Source organism: Clostridium sp. AM58-1XD (assembly GCF_003464085.1).
In the GTDB taxonomy this organism is placed as follows: Bacteria; Bacillota; Clostridia; order Lachnospirales; family Lachnospiraceae; genus Lachnoclostridium_A.
Window position 1 is genome coordinate 1 of sequence record NZ_QSDR01000051.1, and the last position, 17064, is coordinate 17064.

At 43.6% G+C, this 17064-nt stretch carries 18 protein-coding genes and 1 pseudogene; 15 read left to right on the top strand and 4 right to left on the bottom strand.

The window, feature by feature from the left end; all coding sequences use genetic code 11:
* Positions 1-235 precede the first annotated feature (235 nt).
* The 5 genes from DXA13_RS19735 to DXA13_RS19750 are packed head-to-tail and all read left to right on the top strand — an operon-like array spanning position 236 to position 5355.
* Positions 236-625, top strand: coding sequence for a DUF6711 family protein (locus DXA13_RS19735; protein WP_118246728.1), 390 nt, complete (start codon positions 236-238; stop codon positions 623-625).
* Between the two features lie 12 nt (positions 626-637).
* Positions 638-1063: a hypothetical protein gene (locus tag DXA13_RS19740; RefSeq protein WP_118246729.1), complete on the top strand. Its 426-nt coding sequence runs from the start codon at positions 638-640 to the stop codon at positions 1061-1063.
* Positions 1027-2565 (top strand): hypothetical protein, encoded by a 1539-nt coding sequence (locus tag DXA13_RS19745; RefSeq protein ID WP_147348065.1) that lies wholly within the window; start codon positions 1027-1029, stop codon positions 2563-2565. Before DXA13_RS19740 ends, DXA13_RS19745 begins: the two co-directional genes overlap by 37 nt.
* Positions 2566-2588: 23 nt before the next feature.
* Entirely contained in the window at positions 2589-2762 is a 174-nt protein-coding gene (locus DXA13_RS21190) for a hypothetical protein (protein ID WP_181995764.1), read from the top strand.
* Positions 2749-5355 carry a hypothetical protein gene (locus DXA13_RS19750; RefSeq protein WP_118246731.1) on the top strand — a complete coding sequence of 869 codons (2607 nt, stop codon included), beginning with the start codon at positions 2749-2751 and terminating at the stop codon, positions 5353-5355. The genes DXA13_RS21190 and DXA13_RS19750 overlap by 14 nt, the downstream gene beginning before the upstream one ends.
* Positions 5356-5756: 401 nt before the next feature.
* On the opposite strand, the gene DXA13_RS19755 is transcribed toward DXA13_RS19750, so the two are convergent.
* Positions 5757-6752 (bottom strand): tyrosine-type recombinase/integrase, encoded by a 996-nt coding sequence (locus tag DXA13_RS19755; RefSeq protein WP_118246732.1) that lies wholly within the window; start codon positions 6750-6752, stop codon positions 5757-5759.
* A 707-nt stretch (positions 6753-7459) separates the two neighbouring features.
* Here DXA13_RS19755 and DXA13_RS19760 point away from each other — a divergent pair.
* The 7 genes from DXA13_RS19760 (at position 7460) to DXA13_RS19785 (ending at position 10409) form a co-directional block, all read left to right on the top strand.
* Entirely contained in the window at positions 7460-7825 is a 366-nt protein-coding gene (locus DXA13_RS19760) for a hypothetical protein (RefSeq protein ID WP_243009244.1), read from the top strand.
* Positions 7822-7944 carry a hypothetical protein gene (locus DXA13_RS22590; protein ID WP_278287071.1) on the top strand — a complete coding sequence of 41 codons (123 nt, stop codon included), beginning with the start codon at positions 7822-7824 and terminating at the stop codon, positions 7942-7944. The genes DXA13_RS19760 and DXA13_RS22590 overlap by 4 nt, the downstream gene beginning before the upstream one ends.
* A 56-nt stretch (positions 7945-8000) precedes the next feature.
* Positions 8001-8243, top strand: coding sequence for a hypothetical protein (locus DXA13_RS19765; RefSeq protein WP_118246733.1), 243 nt, complete (start codon positions 8001-8003; stop codon positions 8241-8243).
* 131 nt (positions 8244-8374) lie between these two features.
* A complete protein-coding gene (locus DXA13_RS21195) occupies positions 8375-8968 on the top strand; it encodes a hypothetical protein (protein WP_181995765.1) in 594 nt (197 codons plus the stop codon).
* A 40-nt stretch (positions 8969-9008) separates the two neighbouring features.
* A complete protein-coding gene (locus tag DXA13_RS19775; RefSeq protein WP_118246734.1) occupies positions 9009-9323 on the top strand; it encodes a hypothetical protein in 315 nt (104 codons plus the stop codon).
* Between the two features lie 17 nt (positions 9324-9340).
* Positions 9341-9571: a holin gene (locus DXA13_RS19780; RefSeq protein WP_118246735.1), complete on the top strand. Its 231-nt coding sequence runs from the start codon at positions 9341-9343 to the stop codon at positions 9569-9571.
* 142 nt (positions 9572-9713) lie between these two features.
* Positions 9714-10409 (top strand): hypothetical protein, encoded by a 696-nt coding sequence (locus tag DXA13_RS19785; protein ID WP_347559936.1) that lies wholly within the window; start codon positions 9714-9716, stop codon positions 10407-10409.
* Positions 10410-10520: 111 nt separating this feature from the next.
* Here DXA13_RS19785 and DXA13_RS19790 read toward each other — a convergent pair.
* The 3 genes and pseudogenes from DXA13_RS19790 to DXA13_RS19800 all read right to left on the bottom strand — a co-directional run.
* Positions 10521-10634: pseudogene (locus tag DXA13_RS19790) on the bottom strand (FeoB small GTPase domain-containing protein); the annotation flags it as partial.
* A 64-nt stretch (positions 10635-10698) separates the two neighbouring features.
* Positions 10699-10938: a FeoA family protein gene (locus tag DXA13_RS19795; protein ID WP_118246736.1), complete on the bottom strand. Its 240-nt coding sequence runs from the start codon at positions 10936-10938 to the stop codon at positions 10699-10701.
* Positions 10939-11049: 111 nt separating this feature from the next.
* Positions 11050-11808: a DNA/RNA nuclease SfsA gene (locus DXA13_RS19800; RefSeq protein WP_118246737.1), complete on the bottom strand. Its 759-nt coding sequence runs from the start codon at positions 11806-11808 to the stop codon at positions 11050-11052.
* Positions 11809-12031: 223 nt separating this feature from the next.
* Between DXA13_RS19800 and thrC the strand changes: the two genes are divergently transcribed.
* From thrC to DXA13_RS19815, 3 genes are all read left to right on the top strand, one after another.
* Positions 12032-13534: a threonine synthase gene (gene thrC, locus DXA13_RS19805; protein ID WP_118246738.1), complete on the top strand. Its 1503-nt coding sequence runs from the start codon at positions 12032-12034 to the stop codon at positions 13532-13534.
* 102 nt (positions 13535-13636) lie between these two features.
* Positions 13637-14500, top strand: a complete 864-nt coding sequence (gene fba, locus DXA13_RS19810; RefSeq protein WP_118246739.1) for a class II fructose-1,6-bisphosphate aldolase — start codon at positions 13637-13639, stop codon at positions 14498-14500.
* A 166-nt stretch (positions 14501-14666) separates the two neighbouring features.
* Positions 14667-16784 carry a glutamine synthetase III gene (locus DXA13_RS19815; protein ID WP_118246740.1) on the top strand — a complete coding sequence of 706 codons (2118 nt, stop codon included), beginning with the start codon at positions 14667-14669 and terminating at the stop codon, positions 16782-16784.
* Positions 16785-17064 lie beyond the last annotated feature (280 nt).

A 17064-nucleotide genomic window follows, 5' to 3' on the forward strand; every position in this document is an offset into this window, starting at 1 on the left:
GGAGTGTGGATTGAAATGATGGATACGTTGCCCCACAAGTCACGGCAATAAAGTCACTCCCCTTGCGGAGTGTGGATTGAAATTGTTCAAGCTATACCATTTTCTGGTCCAGGGATTGTCGCCCCCCTTGCGGGAACGTGGACTGAAATGCGGTAGCTGGATGAAACAAAAATTAGAACGTCCTTCGGGGCGTTCTTTTTATAAAAAGATCAACGAGAAAGGAGTGATGTAACATATGGCGTTTGAAGGCTGGCTTTTAAAGCTTGAAGGAAGAATGTTCCCAATGAAATTTATTGCCCACAGTTCTTATAATGCTACGCCGGATCAGCAGCAGGACGAAGATTCATACAGTGATGGTTACGGAGAATTACACAGAAACGTTCTTCCTCACAAAAGGACAAAAATTGAATGGAATACGCCGGAGATGCTCCACCTTGCGGACAAGATGGAAATGCAGTTGTATTTTCCTGATCGTATCGCAATGACGGTGGAATACTGGAACGATGAAAAGAACGAATATACATCCGGAAAGTTTTATGTTCCGGATATTAAGTTCCCGTACTATGATACTAGTGAAAATGATATCCGATACGGCTCCATACGAATTGCACTGATTGAATACTAAGGAGGTGAAAAGGTGTTAGAAATACCGGAAAAGGTGAAACAGCGCTGCCGGGAGGACAACAGTAGGACAGAGACAGTGAAACATCTGGAACTGTCCTTTTTTAGTGGGCAGGTTGATGCATTATATCCATCTAATGAGCTTTTTCCAACCGATCAGGGACTCTACCCCTCTGACGCTGGCGATCCCTGGCTGACAATTAATATGGATCGGATTTGCGCAGAATCCCTGAGTTTATCCGAAAGCCTCTGTTCTGGGGACCATCTGATTTGGGGCAGCTGTGAGGCTGCCAAGGTAGAAATTACAGTAGCTGATGTAGAGGATGAGATGATCGGAAAAGAGTTCGCAGCTACGCTGACAGTCGGGGATTACCAGATGGCCTCGGCCTTTACACAGTCGACAGTGTGGAACGTCAGGCAGATAGGAGAAAACGTAAGATAACCGCCTATGACCGGATGACCCGCTTTGACACGGATGTATCCGGCTGGTATCATGCCATGTATCCGAACAATCAACAAGTACATACCATCAAGGAGCTGCGGGACAGCCTGTGTGATTATGTGGGAGTTCCGCAGCATTTTTGTGAGCTGACGAATGACGATATGGTGGTCGGAAAGACCATTGATCCGGAATCCCTGTCCGGCCGGGATGTGCTGAAGGCCATCTGTGAGATTAACGGTGTGTTTGGGCATATCGACAGGACCGGAGTCCTGGCCTATGTGACGCTGCAGGAAACAGGTGTGTATCCTTCAGAGGAAATGTATCCATCCGAGACCCTGTATCCCCGCGGAGCATGGGACTACGCGGAAGACTTGGATTATTACCGGTCAATCACCTATGAAGATTATCTGATTGATGGGATCGACCAAGTACAGGTGAGGCAGGAGGAAGGAGACATCGGAGCTGTAGTTGGATCCGGAAAGAATGCGTATATCGTAGAAGGCAATTTCCTGGCCTACGGCCTGGGAAGCGCCGACCTTACTAAACTGGCATGGTCTATCTATGATGTAATTGCTGGCAGGTCTTATCGGCCTGCCAAGATATCAACCTACGCCATGCCGTGGATTGAGGTTGGGGATGGCCTGAGGGCAGTGACTACGGATATGGAAGTGGCTACGTTTGTTCTTAGCAGAACGATGTCTGGCATTCAGGCCATGATGGACACGGTAGAGGCAAAGGGGACCAAGACACAGAAGCAGAGCTTTGGGGTGCAGAGCGAGATCATCCAGCTGAAGGGGAAGACGGCAGTCATCATAAAAAACGTAGATGAGGTTTCGGCAGCCGTCACGGACCTGGAAAAGGAGACGACTGCAAAGATCAAGATTGTGTCTGATCAGATCACGGCTGAGGTGAAACGGGCGGAAGAGGCAGAAGCTTCCCTGATCATAAAAGCGGATCAGATCACAGCGTCAGTGACTGATCTGCGAACGGATACCAATTCAAAGTTTGAGCAGACAGCAGGCCAGATTGCATTGAAAGTCAGCAAGGGAGAAGTGTCGAGCCAGATATCTGTGGAGAGCGGAGGAGTGGAAATAAAAGGAAATCGTTTTTCCTGGAGTTCCACCTATTCTTCAATGACAGCGGACGGAAAATTAAGTGCTGTAAGCGGAAGTTTTTCGGGCGACGTTACAGCCAATGCCTTCAAAACTGTGGATGGCAGTATCGTCCTGGCAAATGGAAAGCTTACGATTACAGGAGCTGAAATTAATGGAACTACCAACACCAGCACCATCGGTTGTAAAACGCTCAGCGCCAATAATGGAAACATCAGTACATTGGATTGTCAGACAGGAAATATAAGCAGCGTGAATGCGAATTCCATCTGGTGCGGCGGAGATATTAACTGCAAGGAATTATATCCTTCAGGGAGCTGGTGGAAGGGCTGGGGACTGACAGAGACATTAAGGTGGCTGGATAACCGAATCAGTGCACTGGGAGGATAAATAATAATAGAAGGGGGTCATAAATGGCAAAACTGATCTATGAAGAAAACGATATTAAGGTAGTGATTGGCTGCCTGAATTCGCTGACCGTAACCGGAATAGAGGCTGCACGGCGGATCGCTACGATTGCAACGCTGCTTGAAAGCGGAAAACCAATTGATGAACCGAAAGGAGAGGAAGAGAATGGGAATCTTTAGTAAGACAGCGACCAGAGCAGCAGCCCTGGCAAAATATTATTTTCCCTTCAAGTGGTATAACTTGCCAAGTATTGAATCACCGATCAATGCGGTCCATTTAAACCACATAGAGGACGGAATTAATGAGATGGATAATCGGATACTGATCCTGCACCAGGACAAAGCAGACCGTGCAGAGATTGCCAATGTGTTCATGGATTTTACAATGGACGATAAGACAGGTGTTATGACCTTTACGCGGTTCGACGGTACAACAGTGACCCATGATTCGGCGGTTGAAAAGATTGCGTTGAACTGCTATCTGGAAGGTGATAACTTCGTTTTGGAGCTGGCAGATGGCACGAAACAAAAAGTATCCCTGGCCAAGTTTATTGATACCTATACGTTTAGCAGCACGGATACAATCCGAATGACCGTAAACGGAAAAAACATTGCGGCAGATATCCCGGACGGAAAAATCACACTTGCTAAACTGGAACCGACGGTCATGTCCACGATGCGTCAATACCTGTTGGACGCTGAGACAGCAAAAGGCGTGGCGGAGCAGGCTGCCAGTACCGCCCAGGGGTGGGCGATTGGCGGAATCGGATTTGAGGGGAACAATGCCAAGGAGTACGCAGGGAAAGCCCAGAGATATGCGGTCGGTGGCGTGGAAGAAGGTGACACGACAGATAATGCCAGGTACTACTGCGAACAAGCGGAAATCAGCGCAGAAGAGGCAAAGCAGGCTGCTGGCTGCGATGGAACGGCGGCGTCTATATCAGCAGTGGATGAACAGGGTATGTGGATTAAGACCGTGTCGGGCACAGGTACTATTACCGTGGATGACGCCGCAGGAACGAAACTGGCAGGACTGGAAATTTCCGGGCAAAGTGTGCAGGGAGTAAATCCCAGCACGGAGAATCCTCAGGAGATCGCAAGCACAGGGGATGGCGGAAACGTGACAGTAAGCATAACAGGAAAGAATCTGTTTAACAAGGCGTCTATATATCCATATAGTGCTACCCCTATGGAAATAAAACAAACAGAAAATGGAATACGAATAGCAAATACAGAAGCCAGAACTTATACCTCAGCTGCTGCGAAGGTGAAATTAAAGCCTAATACAACCTATACGCTTTCGGGGGATATTACAAAAACCAAAGGTAAAAGTACAATAGGAATTCGGACAAGTACAAATGGTGGGGGCAGTTATAGCGCCACATTAATAGCTAATTTGAAAACGACGACATCACCGCAGTCGGACTTAAAGACTTCTTTTGTCACAGATAAGAATGAATACTACGCTATAAGTTTATTCTGTACGTATGACGTAGAAGAACTGGGAGAAACAGTATTTGAAAATATACAGCTAGAAGAAGGCGAAACGCAAACTGCTTGGGAACCTTACTACGAATCACAATCAGTTACCATTCCCCTTACAGAACCGCTTTATGGTATTGGCGATTATCATGACAAGATAGCCTGTAAAAATGGCATATGGGGAATTGAACGAATATTTACAAGCATTGTATTTGATGGCAGCACGGACGAAAATTGGTATACGACTGATACATCAGTAGAAGGAAAAACAAGGTATGGTTACAGATTGTCTGGAAAAATGGCCGATAAATCGAATCCTACAGCACTATGCAGCCATTTTGCATTGACACAAAGGGGTGCTACTGCATCCGGTATAACAGGATTTGCTATTAATGATGTCATGCTAATTTATTATGATGGGCGACCGCTTGAGGAATTTAAAACATGGCTTGCAGCAAATCCCATAACCGTAGTCTATCAGCCTGTTGATCCCACCTGGGAACCGTTCTCCGCTGACATCCAGACCACACTAAACGCCATCACTACCTACCAGGGCAGGACAACAATCGCGGTTACGGCAGATGGACCAGCGGCGGAGATTAGTATGAAATATTACGGACAGGCCGGAAACAGCACAACGGTGCAGAATCTGCTTGACGCGCTTGCCTCGAAGGTAGTCAATGATCTAGTGAGTAATACAGAATTTACAGAAAAACTGACGGGTTATATGCTGAAGTCGCAGCTTGTCAATAATCTACTTGCAACCGTGACAGGAAATCCGTTGGATGCCACACAGGGGAAGGCTCTGAAGGATCAAATTGATGTGCTCAATAGTAATTTAAGCCGCAGCCAGCTTATAGCAACTCAATCAACTACAGAGACTGATATTAAAAATTTTATTATAGCGACAATTAAAAATGGACAACGTAGTTTTGGTATAGCTACTATTTTAAATAATGAAAATACAGCCTTTTTTGGAGAGGCAGGGAACTTTATAGTTACAATTACTGGCGATACGGCTAACTATGGTTTTATCGCAGAAAATTTATGGAACGGAAAGTTATGGACAGGTAGGTTTGCTATATACACAGATGACTGGTATATGACCGATTACGCCAAAAGCAGCGATTTGCTTACTAACATATATACTATACAGCAAATAATCAATAGGTATCTTATAGATTACCAAAGCCTAGGCACTCTTCATTTTTCAGTGGCTGATGGAAATTTATACGTTAGCGTTAACGAAGGCATCTATGTGGGTCAGGTAGCTTTAACTCGCATAAAATGATTATTTATCAGTGATACTATTAACGCCTTTCTCCAGCGACCATATCCGTAGTTTCCCGGTTGCTGATATGAATAATATAGTTCCTGTATAATTATCATATTTATTGTAGATTCCGCAGTATGTATTCGTGTTATTGGAAAAAGCAACTATACCTGAAGACGAAGGGAAATCAATCCATTTGGAAAATAACTGCGCATTTAGTTCCGTGTTTGTATCTACCCCTGAAAGACTAAGCGTATGGTTCCTCATGAAATTTAAATTACTATAACGCCCAAAGGTCCCTCAAAATGCTCTGCATAACTATTTCATACAATTATTACTGTGTCAAACACCCTTAATTTGTGTATAACAAAAAAGCCTCCTTATACAGCAGGTTTAAAAAAGTTTATATAAGATCGCATTTATGAGGCTGCATACATATCATACTCATATTTCATTTTTCCAGCACCGTTTTTTGCATAAATTCTTGTGGTTTCTACTGAAGCATGCCCCATTAAATCACATAGTGTTGGTAGCGGCATCCCTTTATTCAAAGCCCTCGTCGCAAATGTGTGGCGGAGAAGATGAGGAAATACCCTTTTATCTAATCCTGCCCGTTTAGCAATTTGCCGTATTATATTTTCCAACGCATTTTTTTTTAATCCTTGGTGTGGTGCTCTGCTAGATAAGATAACAGCTCCAGATCGGCGGCATCCTAAGTACTGTTCCAAGTACTCTAACGCACGATCACTTAAAAATACAATGCGTTCCTTTTGTCCTTTACCAATTACTTTCACATAGCCGCCTTGCAAATCAAGGTTTTCCAATCGCATATTAACGATTTCTGATACACGACATCCAGTGGCCAAAAACAACTCAAGGACAGCGTTTTCTCGAATGTTTTCGCCACAAGCTATACGCATTTTTTCCATTTCTCTAGCAGATAGTGCCTCCCGTACTTCAGCTATGTACTTAATAGGATCCACGGTAGACATTGGATTTTTGTGTATATATCCTCGATCATGCAAAAAAGCGAAAAAAGAACTTGCAATACGGCGCTTATGATCCTTGGTACTAGCACTTATCTGCCGCACTTGTTCGTAGTAATTAAGACACTCCACAATATCTGAGTCCTGAATTTCCTGTACTGGCTTGCCTACAAATACAAGTAAGTCTGTCAAGAATCGCTGATATTGACTGATTGTACTAATCGAATAGTTATCAAACTTCAATTTCCCCAAAAACACCTCTAACTCTGGAAATGAAACTATATTAGTGCTCACTCCTGTTTCCTTTTTTGCTACATCATAGTTCCGCAAGACTGATGACAAGGCCCCGTCTATGACCTGAAGCGCAGGGCGATCTAACTCATTCGACAACCTTGCCATCAACTCATCCTTTAGTCTTATTTCATCCATGTCAAATACCTCCTTTTTATTATATGATATCTCTATCATATATCAGGAGGTTACTTTCAGCAATTATACTTACTGGGCGCAATAGTAATTTTGACAGGTTTAAATGGTGGAGAGACTTAGTAACGTATTCCGCGGGAGTTGGCACTGCAGCATTGCCTTATGAAGTATATGGCGTCCGTATTGTGGGTGTAATATCCGGCAACGTGAAACACGTTGGCGTTGGTACTGTAACTGTCGATGGAAAAATTGCTACAATCAGATTAACATCTACGGACGTTAATGGTGACATAGCGACCACCCTTCTGTACAACGCAAAATGATCATTATGCAGTAATTTTCGGTATCAACTCGCCTGAAATTTTTCGCCAACCATTTAAATCACTAAATGTACGAACGCAAATGTACGGGGCATTATCTGGTATATATATCTGGACATTAGCATACTTATCGCCTTGAAACAGACATGTAATTAAGCAGCCATAGGAATATATGGCGCCATTTGGAGCACCAATTATTCCGTCAAAGCTATTTTGATAAATAGTCGAAAAGATGAGCTTTTTACGATATTCATACAATGCGTCCCAGTTTTTTGGATTTTCTATTAAAACAAAATTACTATACCGCACTATAAAAACGAAAATTCAAGGTCCATTAGGGCCTTTTTTTATACATAATAATACAAAAAGTTTAGAAAGGAGTATTACGTAATGATGAAAGACACAATGATTTTGAAGGATGGTAATGTAATTGAACTAGAAGAGGCTTCGAGCCTCACTGCTTTGAAGGTAGTTGCGGCCGACCGAGCCGCTATGCTGGAAACGTGGAGTAAACTGACAGTTGAAAATCTTGCAAATGTACAAATTAAAAATGGGGATGGCTTGGTAGTAGGGAAATATACAGACCTTGTTATGGACCATGAGACTTCAATAGTTGAGAATGATGGTTCAGTATCAACTAATTATTGCTTTCGCGAAAAAACGGATGTAGAGCAGCTTGAAGAACGTGTAGCAGCAGTGGAAGAGACAACAGATATTCTTACAATGAATGCTCTTGATGGAGGTGAATTGGTATGATAAGGACCTTAATAAGAATATACAAAGAGACAAAAAATAAGACATATTTGAGTGCTGCGGTTAAGAAAAACTGGATTACAAAAGAAGAAATGAACATGATTTTAAATGGTGATAAATAGGACTAATAAACAGAATAATAAAAATTTGAGTAAAATATTTAAAAGGAGACAATAAAATGCCAGTATACACAAATGCAGGCGGCGGAGGCGGCCTGGATACAGATTTATTAACAGCAACAGCAGCTGATGTATTGAAAGGGAAAACGGCCGGTGTTAAGGGCAATGACGAGCCTGTTAACGGTACATTAGTATTAACAGGGGATGCCGCTGATTCCACGGTATTGTCAGGAAAAACATATTATAATACGGACGCAAAATCAAAGAGAACGGGAACCATGGTACAAAGACAGCAGCTTTAAATTGCGGAGGAAGCTATACGATTCCGGCAGGATACCACAATGGATCAGGAAAGGTAACGGCGAACAGCCTGGCAAGTCAGACAAGTGCAACAGCGACTGCCGGGAATATTTTAAGTGGAAAAACGGCCTGGGTGAATGGCACAAAGATCACTGGTACTATAGCTTCTTTAGGAGCACAGACTGTAACGCCAGGAAATGCTCAGAAGACGGTTGCCTGTAGTGGAAAATATATGACAGGAAATGTGATAGTCCCGGCAGTATCAAATCTTAGTGCTGCAAATATTAAGAAAGGTGTAACGGTTGGAGGCATAACTGGTACATTTGAGGGGTGGGTGCCTACAGCAACAGATCTATATTATAATGGAGTTAATAGTGCTGAATTTACACTGGGTAATTCAGCGCAATTTGAAAATACCAGAATAAAAGTAGGTGATTCAATGGAACCTATAGGAGGAATCATTTATTTTAGAAAAAATTATGATGTGAGATCTTTTAATAGAATAAATATTCAAGGTGCGCTTGTTTCTTATGCGGGAACTGATGGGAATGTAATATTTTATAATAATGGAAGCAAAATTGCGACAATTGTAGTAACTAAGAGAACTTCAAACACATCAGTATTATCGGTAGATATAACTCAATTAACAACATTCACAAGTAACGCAAGAATTTGCTTTAATAATTTTGCAGATTCCAGTTGGATATCTCACATTTGGTTCAGTTAAAATCATTACAAAATAATTATAAAAAGGAGAATTGTTCGATATGGATGAGGTAATGAAAGCAGAGCTGGACCGCCTGCACGATGAGGACAAGCGCCAGAACAGGCGTCTGGATATCCTGGAGAAAAGCGTTAGCACACAACAGAGTCTGGCCATATCTGTGGAGAAACTGGCCATGAACATGGAACGTATGCTGGGGGAGCAGGAAAAACAGGGAGAACGCCTGGACAAGCTGGAGGCGGCTCCGGCAGAGCAGTGGAGCAGTATGAAACGCACGATATTCAATACATTTGTTGGAGCCGGCGCCGGAGCAGTTGCTACCGGCGTTATTTATATGATGGCTCAGTATATAAAATAAGAAGGAAAGGGATATATATGAGCGAACAGACAAAGAAATGGTTAAGAGCAGCCGGCATGCGTGCCGTAAAAACAGTCGCACAGACAGCCATGGCTACGATAAGCACAGCGGCAGTTCTGGGAGATGTTAACTGGCCTATGGTGGGATCGGCGGCAGTTCTGGCAGGAATACTTTCCATTTTGACATCCATTGCCGGACTTCCTGAGCTGGATAGGGGACCGAATGAGGAAGCGGATCCAGTAGAATAGAAAGGTGGTGATCCTGGAACATCTCCCGCCGGCAGGGTATTGTCGGAAATGTATAAGGCATTACGACGAAGTACATAACAGCAGGCCTGGAAGCGATTCCAGGCCTTTTCTTTCTTAATTTAATAAAACTGGAGGATCAGAAATGGATAAAAGAAAAGTAAGAGGACTGGTGGAATTCTGTAAGAGCAAGGTGGGGACACCATACGTTTACGGCGCCAAAGGGGAAATACTCACAGAAAGCCGCCTGCAGGTCCTGAAGAAACAGAATCCCGGCATGTACACCACTACATACACGGCAAAGGCCAGGCAGTTTATCGGGCAGCACTGTACGGACTGCTCCGGCCTGATCAGCTGGTATATGGGAATCATTCGGGGCAGCTATAATTATCATGACACGGCGGACGAGCGCGTGCTGATTGGCAGCCTGAATGAAAGCATGATAGGCTGGGCACTGTGGAAGCCGGGGCATATCGGTATTTATATTGGAGACGGATCCTGTATCGAAGCGAAAGGGATCAATTATGGAACAATTAAGAGCAAGGTATCGGCAACACCCTGGCAGAAGGCTCTGAAGCTCTGTGATATTGACTATGCACAGAATTTCGTTATTACGGAAGGCTTTAAAATGGCTGCAGACGGGGAGAGATGGTGGTATCAGTTTACAGATGGGACACGGGCAAAAAACGGCTGGTATTGGCTTACAGAGGCTACAGGAGGCACGTCCGGTTGGTATTTGTTTGACGCGGAAGGATATATGCAGACCGGGTATCAGCAGGACCTGCCGGAGAGAACTTCTTCCTGTGCCCGGATCATGGGATCCACGAAGGCCAGTGCATGATAACGGATGGACGCGGTGTGCTTCAGATTGCAGAGACATATGACTTTGAAAGTCGAAAATACCTTTGATTTTTTTCTTATTTATAATAGAGAAGTAACTCCGCTAAATTAAGTTACCTGTATGCTGGCGAAGACCGGTTAGAGCATTAAAAATAGTGCTCTTTCCCACGTTTGGATTCCCGGCGAGGGCGACTACAATGCGTTGTTCGTCCATGTAAAACTCCATAAAATGAATAATCTTATATTTTACATATGCAGGGACAAATTTTATAGTGAGGTAAATTGAGTGATTAACATTCTTCTACAGGGCGGACAAATATTTCTCCGGCATTGGAATTACGTATTCCGATTACAGCGTTTCTTACAAGATAAGCACGCATGCCGCCCTTTTTGCCTTCCAATACGCAGGATACCTCCTCTTCTGGGGCAAAGCCCAGATCTTTCAGGCGGACAGCCATAGCATCTTCACTTGCAATCCATACGACGCGGGCTTTCCGGCCTGTCTCTATTTTATTTAATGGGATAACCATAATGGATAACATCTCGAATTTAGGTAGTTACTGTATGATATGAAGGATAATCGGAATGTTGCAGAGAAGCGATGAAATAAAATGCGGCCTGTTTTCGTATCTCTTACAGCATTATACTGGAAGAAATACGGGAACAGGCGCATCGATAACCATGGAATTTTCGGTTATAATGCAGTCGTATGCAAGAATGTGAACGCCTGATTTCTGAGCAGTAGTCAAAGCGTGACCGAACTCCGGCTGCGTTGCCATATTTGGTTCGAACTGCGTTATGGATTTCATCTGAATCACGAATAATAGGAAGCATGGGATGCCTTTTTTCGCCATGGCAGTCAGTTCTTCAATATGTTTTAGGCCGCGCACAGTTGGAGCATCCGGAAAACGAGCAATGCCGTCTTCTTCTAAAGTGACCCCTTTTACTTCCATATATGCCTGCTTTCCGTTTAAATCAAAGGCTAAATCAAAACGCGAGCTTCCGAACGTAACTTCTCTGCGTATATTTTCCGCATAATCCTGTGCAGAGAGCCATTCATAGGCAGCCTGATTAGGAGCCTGTGAATCCATATTGATTAGAAGACGTCCCTCAGGCAGATTGGAAGAGGATTTATAGACGCCGATAAGTGAGTATTGAGTCCGGCGTCCAGAGGCGGCAGCATTTGGGTGATATTGGAGAAGGATCTCTGCGCCAGGAAGCAGTAGCTCCCGGCAGCGCCCGGTATTTTTTACATGACATATAACCATGGATGATTCCTCATGAATCGGGCCGATAGTACTTTTATCATTGCCCTGATCCGGGGAGATGAGAGAGGCATTGGCTATAAAACGATTTGGCCGGTCAATAAAACGGGCCCTTTTTATATGTTCGTAGTTCATGGCAGTATTCTCTTTCTTTCTAACTGAATTTTGCACTGGATTTTATAGTCTTATTTTACAGTAAAAATTCTTGCGTGCAAAGGAAAAGTATGCTACAATCGTTTAAAATTCTTTGGTAAAAAACTTTTGACCGTGACGGGCGGACAAATTGAGATAACTGTAGCTTTGCTTTGCCTTTCTAGGGGCAAAGCAGTATAAGGGAAAGAGAAAAGAGGACGAGACTATGAATTTAATGTATCAGAGTACACGTGGCGGGGAAAAGAATGTAACGGCTTCTCAGGCAATTTTAAAAGGACTTGCAGATGACGGCGGCCTGTTTATGCCTGTTGAGATTCCGGCTTTAGATCTTTCGATGGAACTATTTGCCGATATGAGTTATCAGGAGACTGCTTATGAAGTAATGAAGCGATTTTTTACTGATTTTACAGAGGAAGAACTGAAGGAATGCATTAACAAAGCGTATGACAGCAAATTTGATACAGAAGAAATCGCACCTCTTTCAAAGGCTGACGGAATGTATTTTTTGGAACTTTATCATGGAAATACGATTGCGTTTAAAGATATGGCTTTGTCCATTCTCCCCCATTTGATGACAACGTCAGCGAAAAAAAATCATGCGGATAAAAAGATTGTAATTTTGACGGCCACATCCGGGGATACAGGAAAGGCAGCTATGGCTGGATTCGCAGATGTCGAAGGAACAGAAATTATTGTATTTTATCCAAAGGGAGGCGTAAGCCGTATACAGGAGCTTCAAATGCTCACACAAAAGGGCGAAAATACACACGTCGTTGCAATACACGGGAATTTCGATGATGCTCAGACCGGCGTCAAGAAGATTTTCGGTGACAGGGAATTCGGAAATGCGCTGGCAGAAAGAGGCTATCAGCTTTCATCGGCAAATTCGATTAATATTGGCCGCCTTGTTCCGCAGGTGGTATATTATGTTTACGCTTATGCCAAACTTTTAAAGAACAGCGAGATTGAAAAGAATGAGAAAATTAATGTCACGGTTCCTACAGGGAATTTCGGAAACATTCTCGCAGCGTATTTTGCAAAACAGATGGGAGTGCCGATCGATAAACTGATCTGTGCTTCTAACGACAACAAAGTGCTCTATGATTTCTTTACAACGGGAACATACGACAAAAACAGGGAATTTATCCTGACCAGTTCCCCGTCCATGGACATTCTTGTTTCCAGCAATTTGGAGAGACTGATTTATCTGAGTGCCGGCTGCGATGCGGATAAGACAAGAGGACTTATGGAAGAACTCTCAAGAGAGGGAAAATATGCAATTACAGATGAAATGAAAGCGAGAATTGCTGATTTCCGGGGCGGCTATGCAACGCAGGCTGAGGATGAAGCGGCAATTGCCGGACTTTTTAAAGATACAGGATATGTCATTGACACTCATACAGGCGTGGCTGCAGCCGTTTATCAGAATTATATGAAAGAGACAGGGGACATGACAAAAACGGTTATTGCCTCTACGGCGAGCCCTTACAAATTTTCCAGAAGCGTGGTCCAAGCGATGGGATACCAATCTGAGAATGAGGGTGGCTTAGACGTTTTGAGTGAATTCGAAATTGTGGATGAACTAAATCGAATGTCAGGAATGGCAGTTCCTGAAGCGGTTGAAGAAATCCGTTTTGCAATAATCCGCCATGACAACGAATGTGATGTAGACAAAATGGAAGAAATGGTATCAGGATTGTTAAAATAAAGATTATCTGGCTCTTCCCAAACCGGGAAAAATGTTATATAATGAAAAAATAGGAATGTAAATCGGTCCTTGCGGGCCAATCAAATAATGGAGGTTGATGAAATGTTAGTTTCAGCAAAAGAAATGCTTGAAAAAGCAAGAGACGGCAAATATGCAGTAGGCCAGTTCAATATCAATAACCTTGAGTGGACAAAGTCTGTTCTTTTAACAGCAGAAGAATTAAAATCCCCTGTTATCCTCGGCGTTTCAGAGGGCGCAGGCAAGTATATGACAGGTTTCAAGACAGTAGCAGCTATGGTTAAGGCTATGATTGAGGAATTAAATATCACTGTTCCTGTAGCGCTTCACCTGGATCACGGCTCTTACGAAGGATGCTATAAGTGTATCGAAGCAGGTTTCTCTTCCATTATGTTTGACGGCTCCCATTATCCGATTGCCGAGAACGTAGAGAAGACGAAGGAACTTGTTAAGATCTGTGCAGAGAAGGGGATGTCTCTGGAGGCAGAAGTTGGTTCAATCGGCGGTGAAGAAGATGGCGTTGTAGGACTGGGCGAGTGCGCTGATCCTAAGGAATGCAAGGAGATTGCAGACCTTGGCGTAGACATGCTGGCTGCAGGCATCGGTAATATTCATGGAAAATATCCGGAAAACTGGCCTGGTTTAAGGTTTGATATTCTTGAGAATATCAAGAAAGAAGTAGGAGATATGCCTTTAGTGCTGCACGGCGGTACAGGCATTCCGGAAGATATGATTAAGAAGGCGATCAGTCTCGGCGTAGCTAAGATCAATGTAAATACAGAATGCCAGCTGACTTTTGCAGAGGCAACACGTAAATACATCGAAGCAGGAAAAGATTTAGAGGGCAAGGGCTTTGATCCTCGTAAACTGTTGGCACCAGGTGCTGAAGCAATTAAGCAGACTGTTAAAGAGAAGATGGAACTTTTTGGCTCCGTTGGAAAAGCCTGAAAATAGTTAACTGTTTTTAGAAGAAAAGGCGTTCTTCCCGGCTGGGAGGGGCGCCGTTTCTTCCTTTCTGGAGGAGCCTGCCGGCAGGAACACCAGGAAGATAAAAGGCTCCGCAAGGAATACAGTCGAACTTCATCAACCGAAAAGAGAGGAAAGTTAAAAATCTATGAGCGAATTGGTCAATGTAGCTGAAGTATTCGGAAAAAATGTGTTTAATGAAACCGTCATGCGCGAACGTCTTCCTAAAAGCGTATTTAAAAAGTTAAAGCAGACGATAGAAAATGGAACCGAACTGGACCCTTCTATTGCAGATGTAGTGGCCCATGCGATGAAAGATTGGGCCATAGAACACGGTGCAACCCATTATACTCATTGGTTCCAGCCTTTGACAGGCGTAACAGCAGAAAAACATGATTCTTTCATATCCGCACCGAGTCCTGAAGGAAAGGTTATCATGGAATTCTCGGGAAAAGAACTGATCAAGGGAGAATCGGATGCCTCTTCTTTTCCGTCAGGCGGTTTGAGAGCGACTTTCGAAGCAAGAGGCTATACCGCTTGGGACTGTACGTCACCAGCCTTTTTAAGGGAGGATGCAATCGGCGTTACTCTTTGTATTCCAACGGCTTTTTGCTCTTATAAAGGAGAAGCGCTCGATCAGAAGACGCCTCTTCTGCGATCTATGCAGGCAGTCGATGAACAGTCTCTCCGCATTTTAAAGCTGTTTGGTAATACGAATGCAAAACGAGTCATTCCTTCTGTAGGACCAGAGCAGGAATATTTCCTTGTGGACCGCGAAAAATATTTGAAAAGAAAAGATTTAATTTATACTGGAAGGACTTTGTTCGGCGGGATGCCTGCGAAAGGACAGGAACTGGATGACCATTATTACGGAGCCATCCGGGAGAGAATCGGCTCCTTTATGAATGAAGTAAACCATGAATTGTGGAAGCTGGGCGTAACGGCAAAGACACAGCATAATGAAGCGGCTCCGGCACAGCATGAACTGGCTCCCATCTACGCTCAGGTAAATCTGGCAGTTGATCACAATCAGATGGTTATGGAGACTTTGAAAAAGGTAGCTGGGCGCCATGGCCTCACTTGCCTTCTTCATGAAAAACCATTTGCCGGAGTAAATGGTTCGGGTAAACATAATAACTGGTCTTTGATTTCAGATGACGGAATTAATTTACTGAATCCTGGCGATACACCTCATGAAAATATTCAGTTTCTCCTTGTACTGGCCTGCATTCTAAAGGCAGTTGATGTTCATGCCGATCTTCTGAGAGAATCGGCAGCAGATGTGGGAAATGATCTGAGGCTTGGAGGAAATGAAGCTCCTCCTGCCATTATTTCCGTATTTCTGGGGGATCAGCTGGAAGATGTGATTGATCAGCTGTGTAGCACAGGAGAAGCGACTCATTCCAAGCAGGGAGGAATTCTGAAAACAGGTGTTGCAACGCTTCCTGATCTTTACCAGGATGTGACGGACAGAAACAGGACGTCACCATTTGCTTTTACAAATAACAAATTCGAATTCCGTATGGTAGGTTCGTCAGATTCTGTTGCTTCTTCAAATGTTGTTCTCAATACAATAGTTGCAGAAGCGTTTAAGGAAGCTGCAGATGTGCTAGAACATGCAGAAGACTTTGACATTGCTGTGCATGATATGATTAAAAACTTATTTGCCAGTCACAGAAAGATAATATTTAACGGCAACGGTTATTCGGCGGCATGGGTAGAAGAGGCAGAGAGAAGAGGGCTTCCTAATATCAGATGTATGGTTGACGCAATCCCAGCCCTTACTACGGAAAAGGCTGTTAAGCTTTTTGAAACATTTCATGTGTATACGCGGGCAGAACTGGAATCGAGAACGGAAGTCGAGTACGATGCTTATTCCAAGATGATCAATATTGAAGCGATGGCCATGGTCAATATTGCAGGAAAGCAGATTATACCGTCTGTGATCCGTTATGCTACAGGACTGGCTGATTCTATAGGAAAAATCGTATCTGCATGTCCGGAAGCGGATATAAGCGTTCAGAAGGAACTGCTGATTGAAACATCAGACCTGCTGTCTGATACAAAAGTAGCTCTCTCCGAACTGTCTGATCTCTGTGACAGGTGCAGAAGCATCGAAAACGGAAGAGAACGTGCTAACGCATTCTGCAAACAGGTGGTACCGGCGATGGAAAAGCTTCGCACACCTGCGGATGCCCTGGAGAAAATTGTGGATAAATCCATGTGGCCGCTGCCATCGTATGGTGATCTGCTGTTTGAAGTATAACTTGATAATCAAATAATAATCAGATAAAGTATTGAGACAGTATTGGGAAGATATCGTTGCTCAATGCGGTTTCGTTGAAGACGGTGACCTGTGTGTAAACGAGTGTGTGAAAAAAAGTCTGTAAATGCTGATCTTCTATGATAATCACTGGGCTGAAAGTTCCTTTTTGGACTTTCAGCCCTTGTTTTATATATAACAGCAACTATCGTTGTATGTCAAGAGCAGGCGAATATTCCGCCTGTGAAAAATAAGACAGATTGGCTTATTCCGGCAGACGGCC

Bases quoted from the DNA above. Each gene is read 5' to 3' on its own strand.
- DXA13_RS19735 (WP_118246728.1), top strand. From the start codon at position 236: ATGGCGTTTGAAGGCTGGCTTTTAAAGCTTGAAGGAAGAATGTTCCCA.
- DXA13_RS21190 (WP_181995764.1), top strand. From the start codon at position 2,589: ATGGCAAAACTGATCTATGAAGAAAACGATATTAAGGTAGTGATTGGC.
- DXA13_RS19750 (WP_118246731.1), top strand. From the start codon at position 2,749: ATGGGAATCTTTAGTAAGACAGCGACCAGAGCAGCAGCCCTGGCAAAA.
- DXA13_RS19755 (WP_118246732.1), bottom strand. From the start codon at position 6,752: ATGGATGAAATAAGACTAAAGGATGAGTTGATGGCAAGGTTGTCGAAT.
- DXA13_RS19760 (WP_243009244.1), top strand. From the start codon at position 7,460: ATGATGAAAGACACAATGATTTTGAAGGATGGTAATGTAATTGAACTA.
- DXA13_RS22590 (WP_278287071.1), top strand. From the start codon at position 7,822: ATGATAAGGACCTTAATAAGAATATACAAAGAGACAAAAAATAAGACA.
- DXA13_RS19765 (WP_118246733.1), top strand. From the start codon at position 8,001: ATGCCAGTATACACAAATGCAGGCGGCGGAGGCGGCCTGGATACAGAT.
- DXA13_RS19775 (WP_118246734.1), top strand. From the start codon at position 9,009: ATGGATGAGGTAATGAAAGCAGAGCTGGACCGCCTGCACGATGAGGAC.
- DXA13_RS19780 (WP_118246735.1), top strand. From the start codon at position 9,341: ATGAGCGAACAGACAAAGAAATGGTTAAGAGCAGCCGGCATGCGTGCC.
- DXA13_RS19785 (WP_347559936.1), top strand. From the start codon at position 9,714: ATGGATAAAAGAAAAGTAAGAGGACTGGTGGAATTCTGTAAGAGCAAG.
- DXA13_RS19795 (WP_118246736.1), bottom strand. From the start codon at position 10,938: ATGGTTATCCCATTAAATAAAATAGAGACAGGCCGGAAAGCCCGCGTC.
- DXA13_RS19800 (WP_118246737.1), bottom strand. From the start codon at position 11,808: ATGAACTACGAACATATAAAAAGGGCCCGTTTTATTGACCGGCCAAAT.
- thrC (WP_118246738.1), top strand. From the start codon at position 12,032: ATGAATTTAATGTATCAGAGTACACGTGGCGGGGAAAAGAATGTAACG.
- fba (WP_118246739.1), top strand. From the start codon at position 13,637: ATGTTAGTTTCAGCAAAAGAAATGCTTGAAAAAGCAAGAGACGGCAAA.
- DXA13_RS19815 (WP_118246740.1), top strand. From the start codon at position 14,667: ATGAGCGAATTGGTCAATGTAGCTGAAGTATTCGGAAAAAATGTGTTT.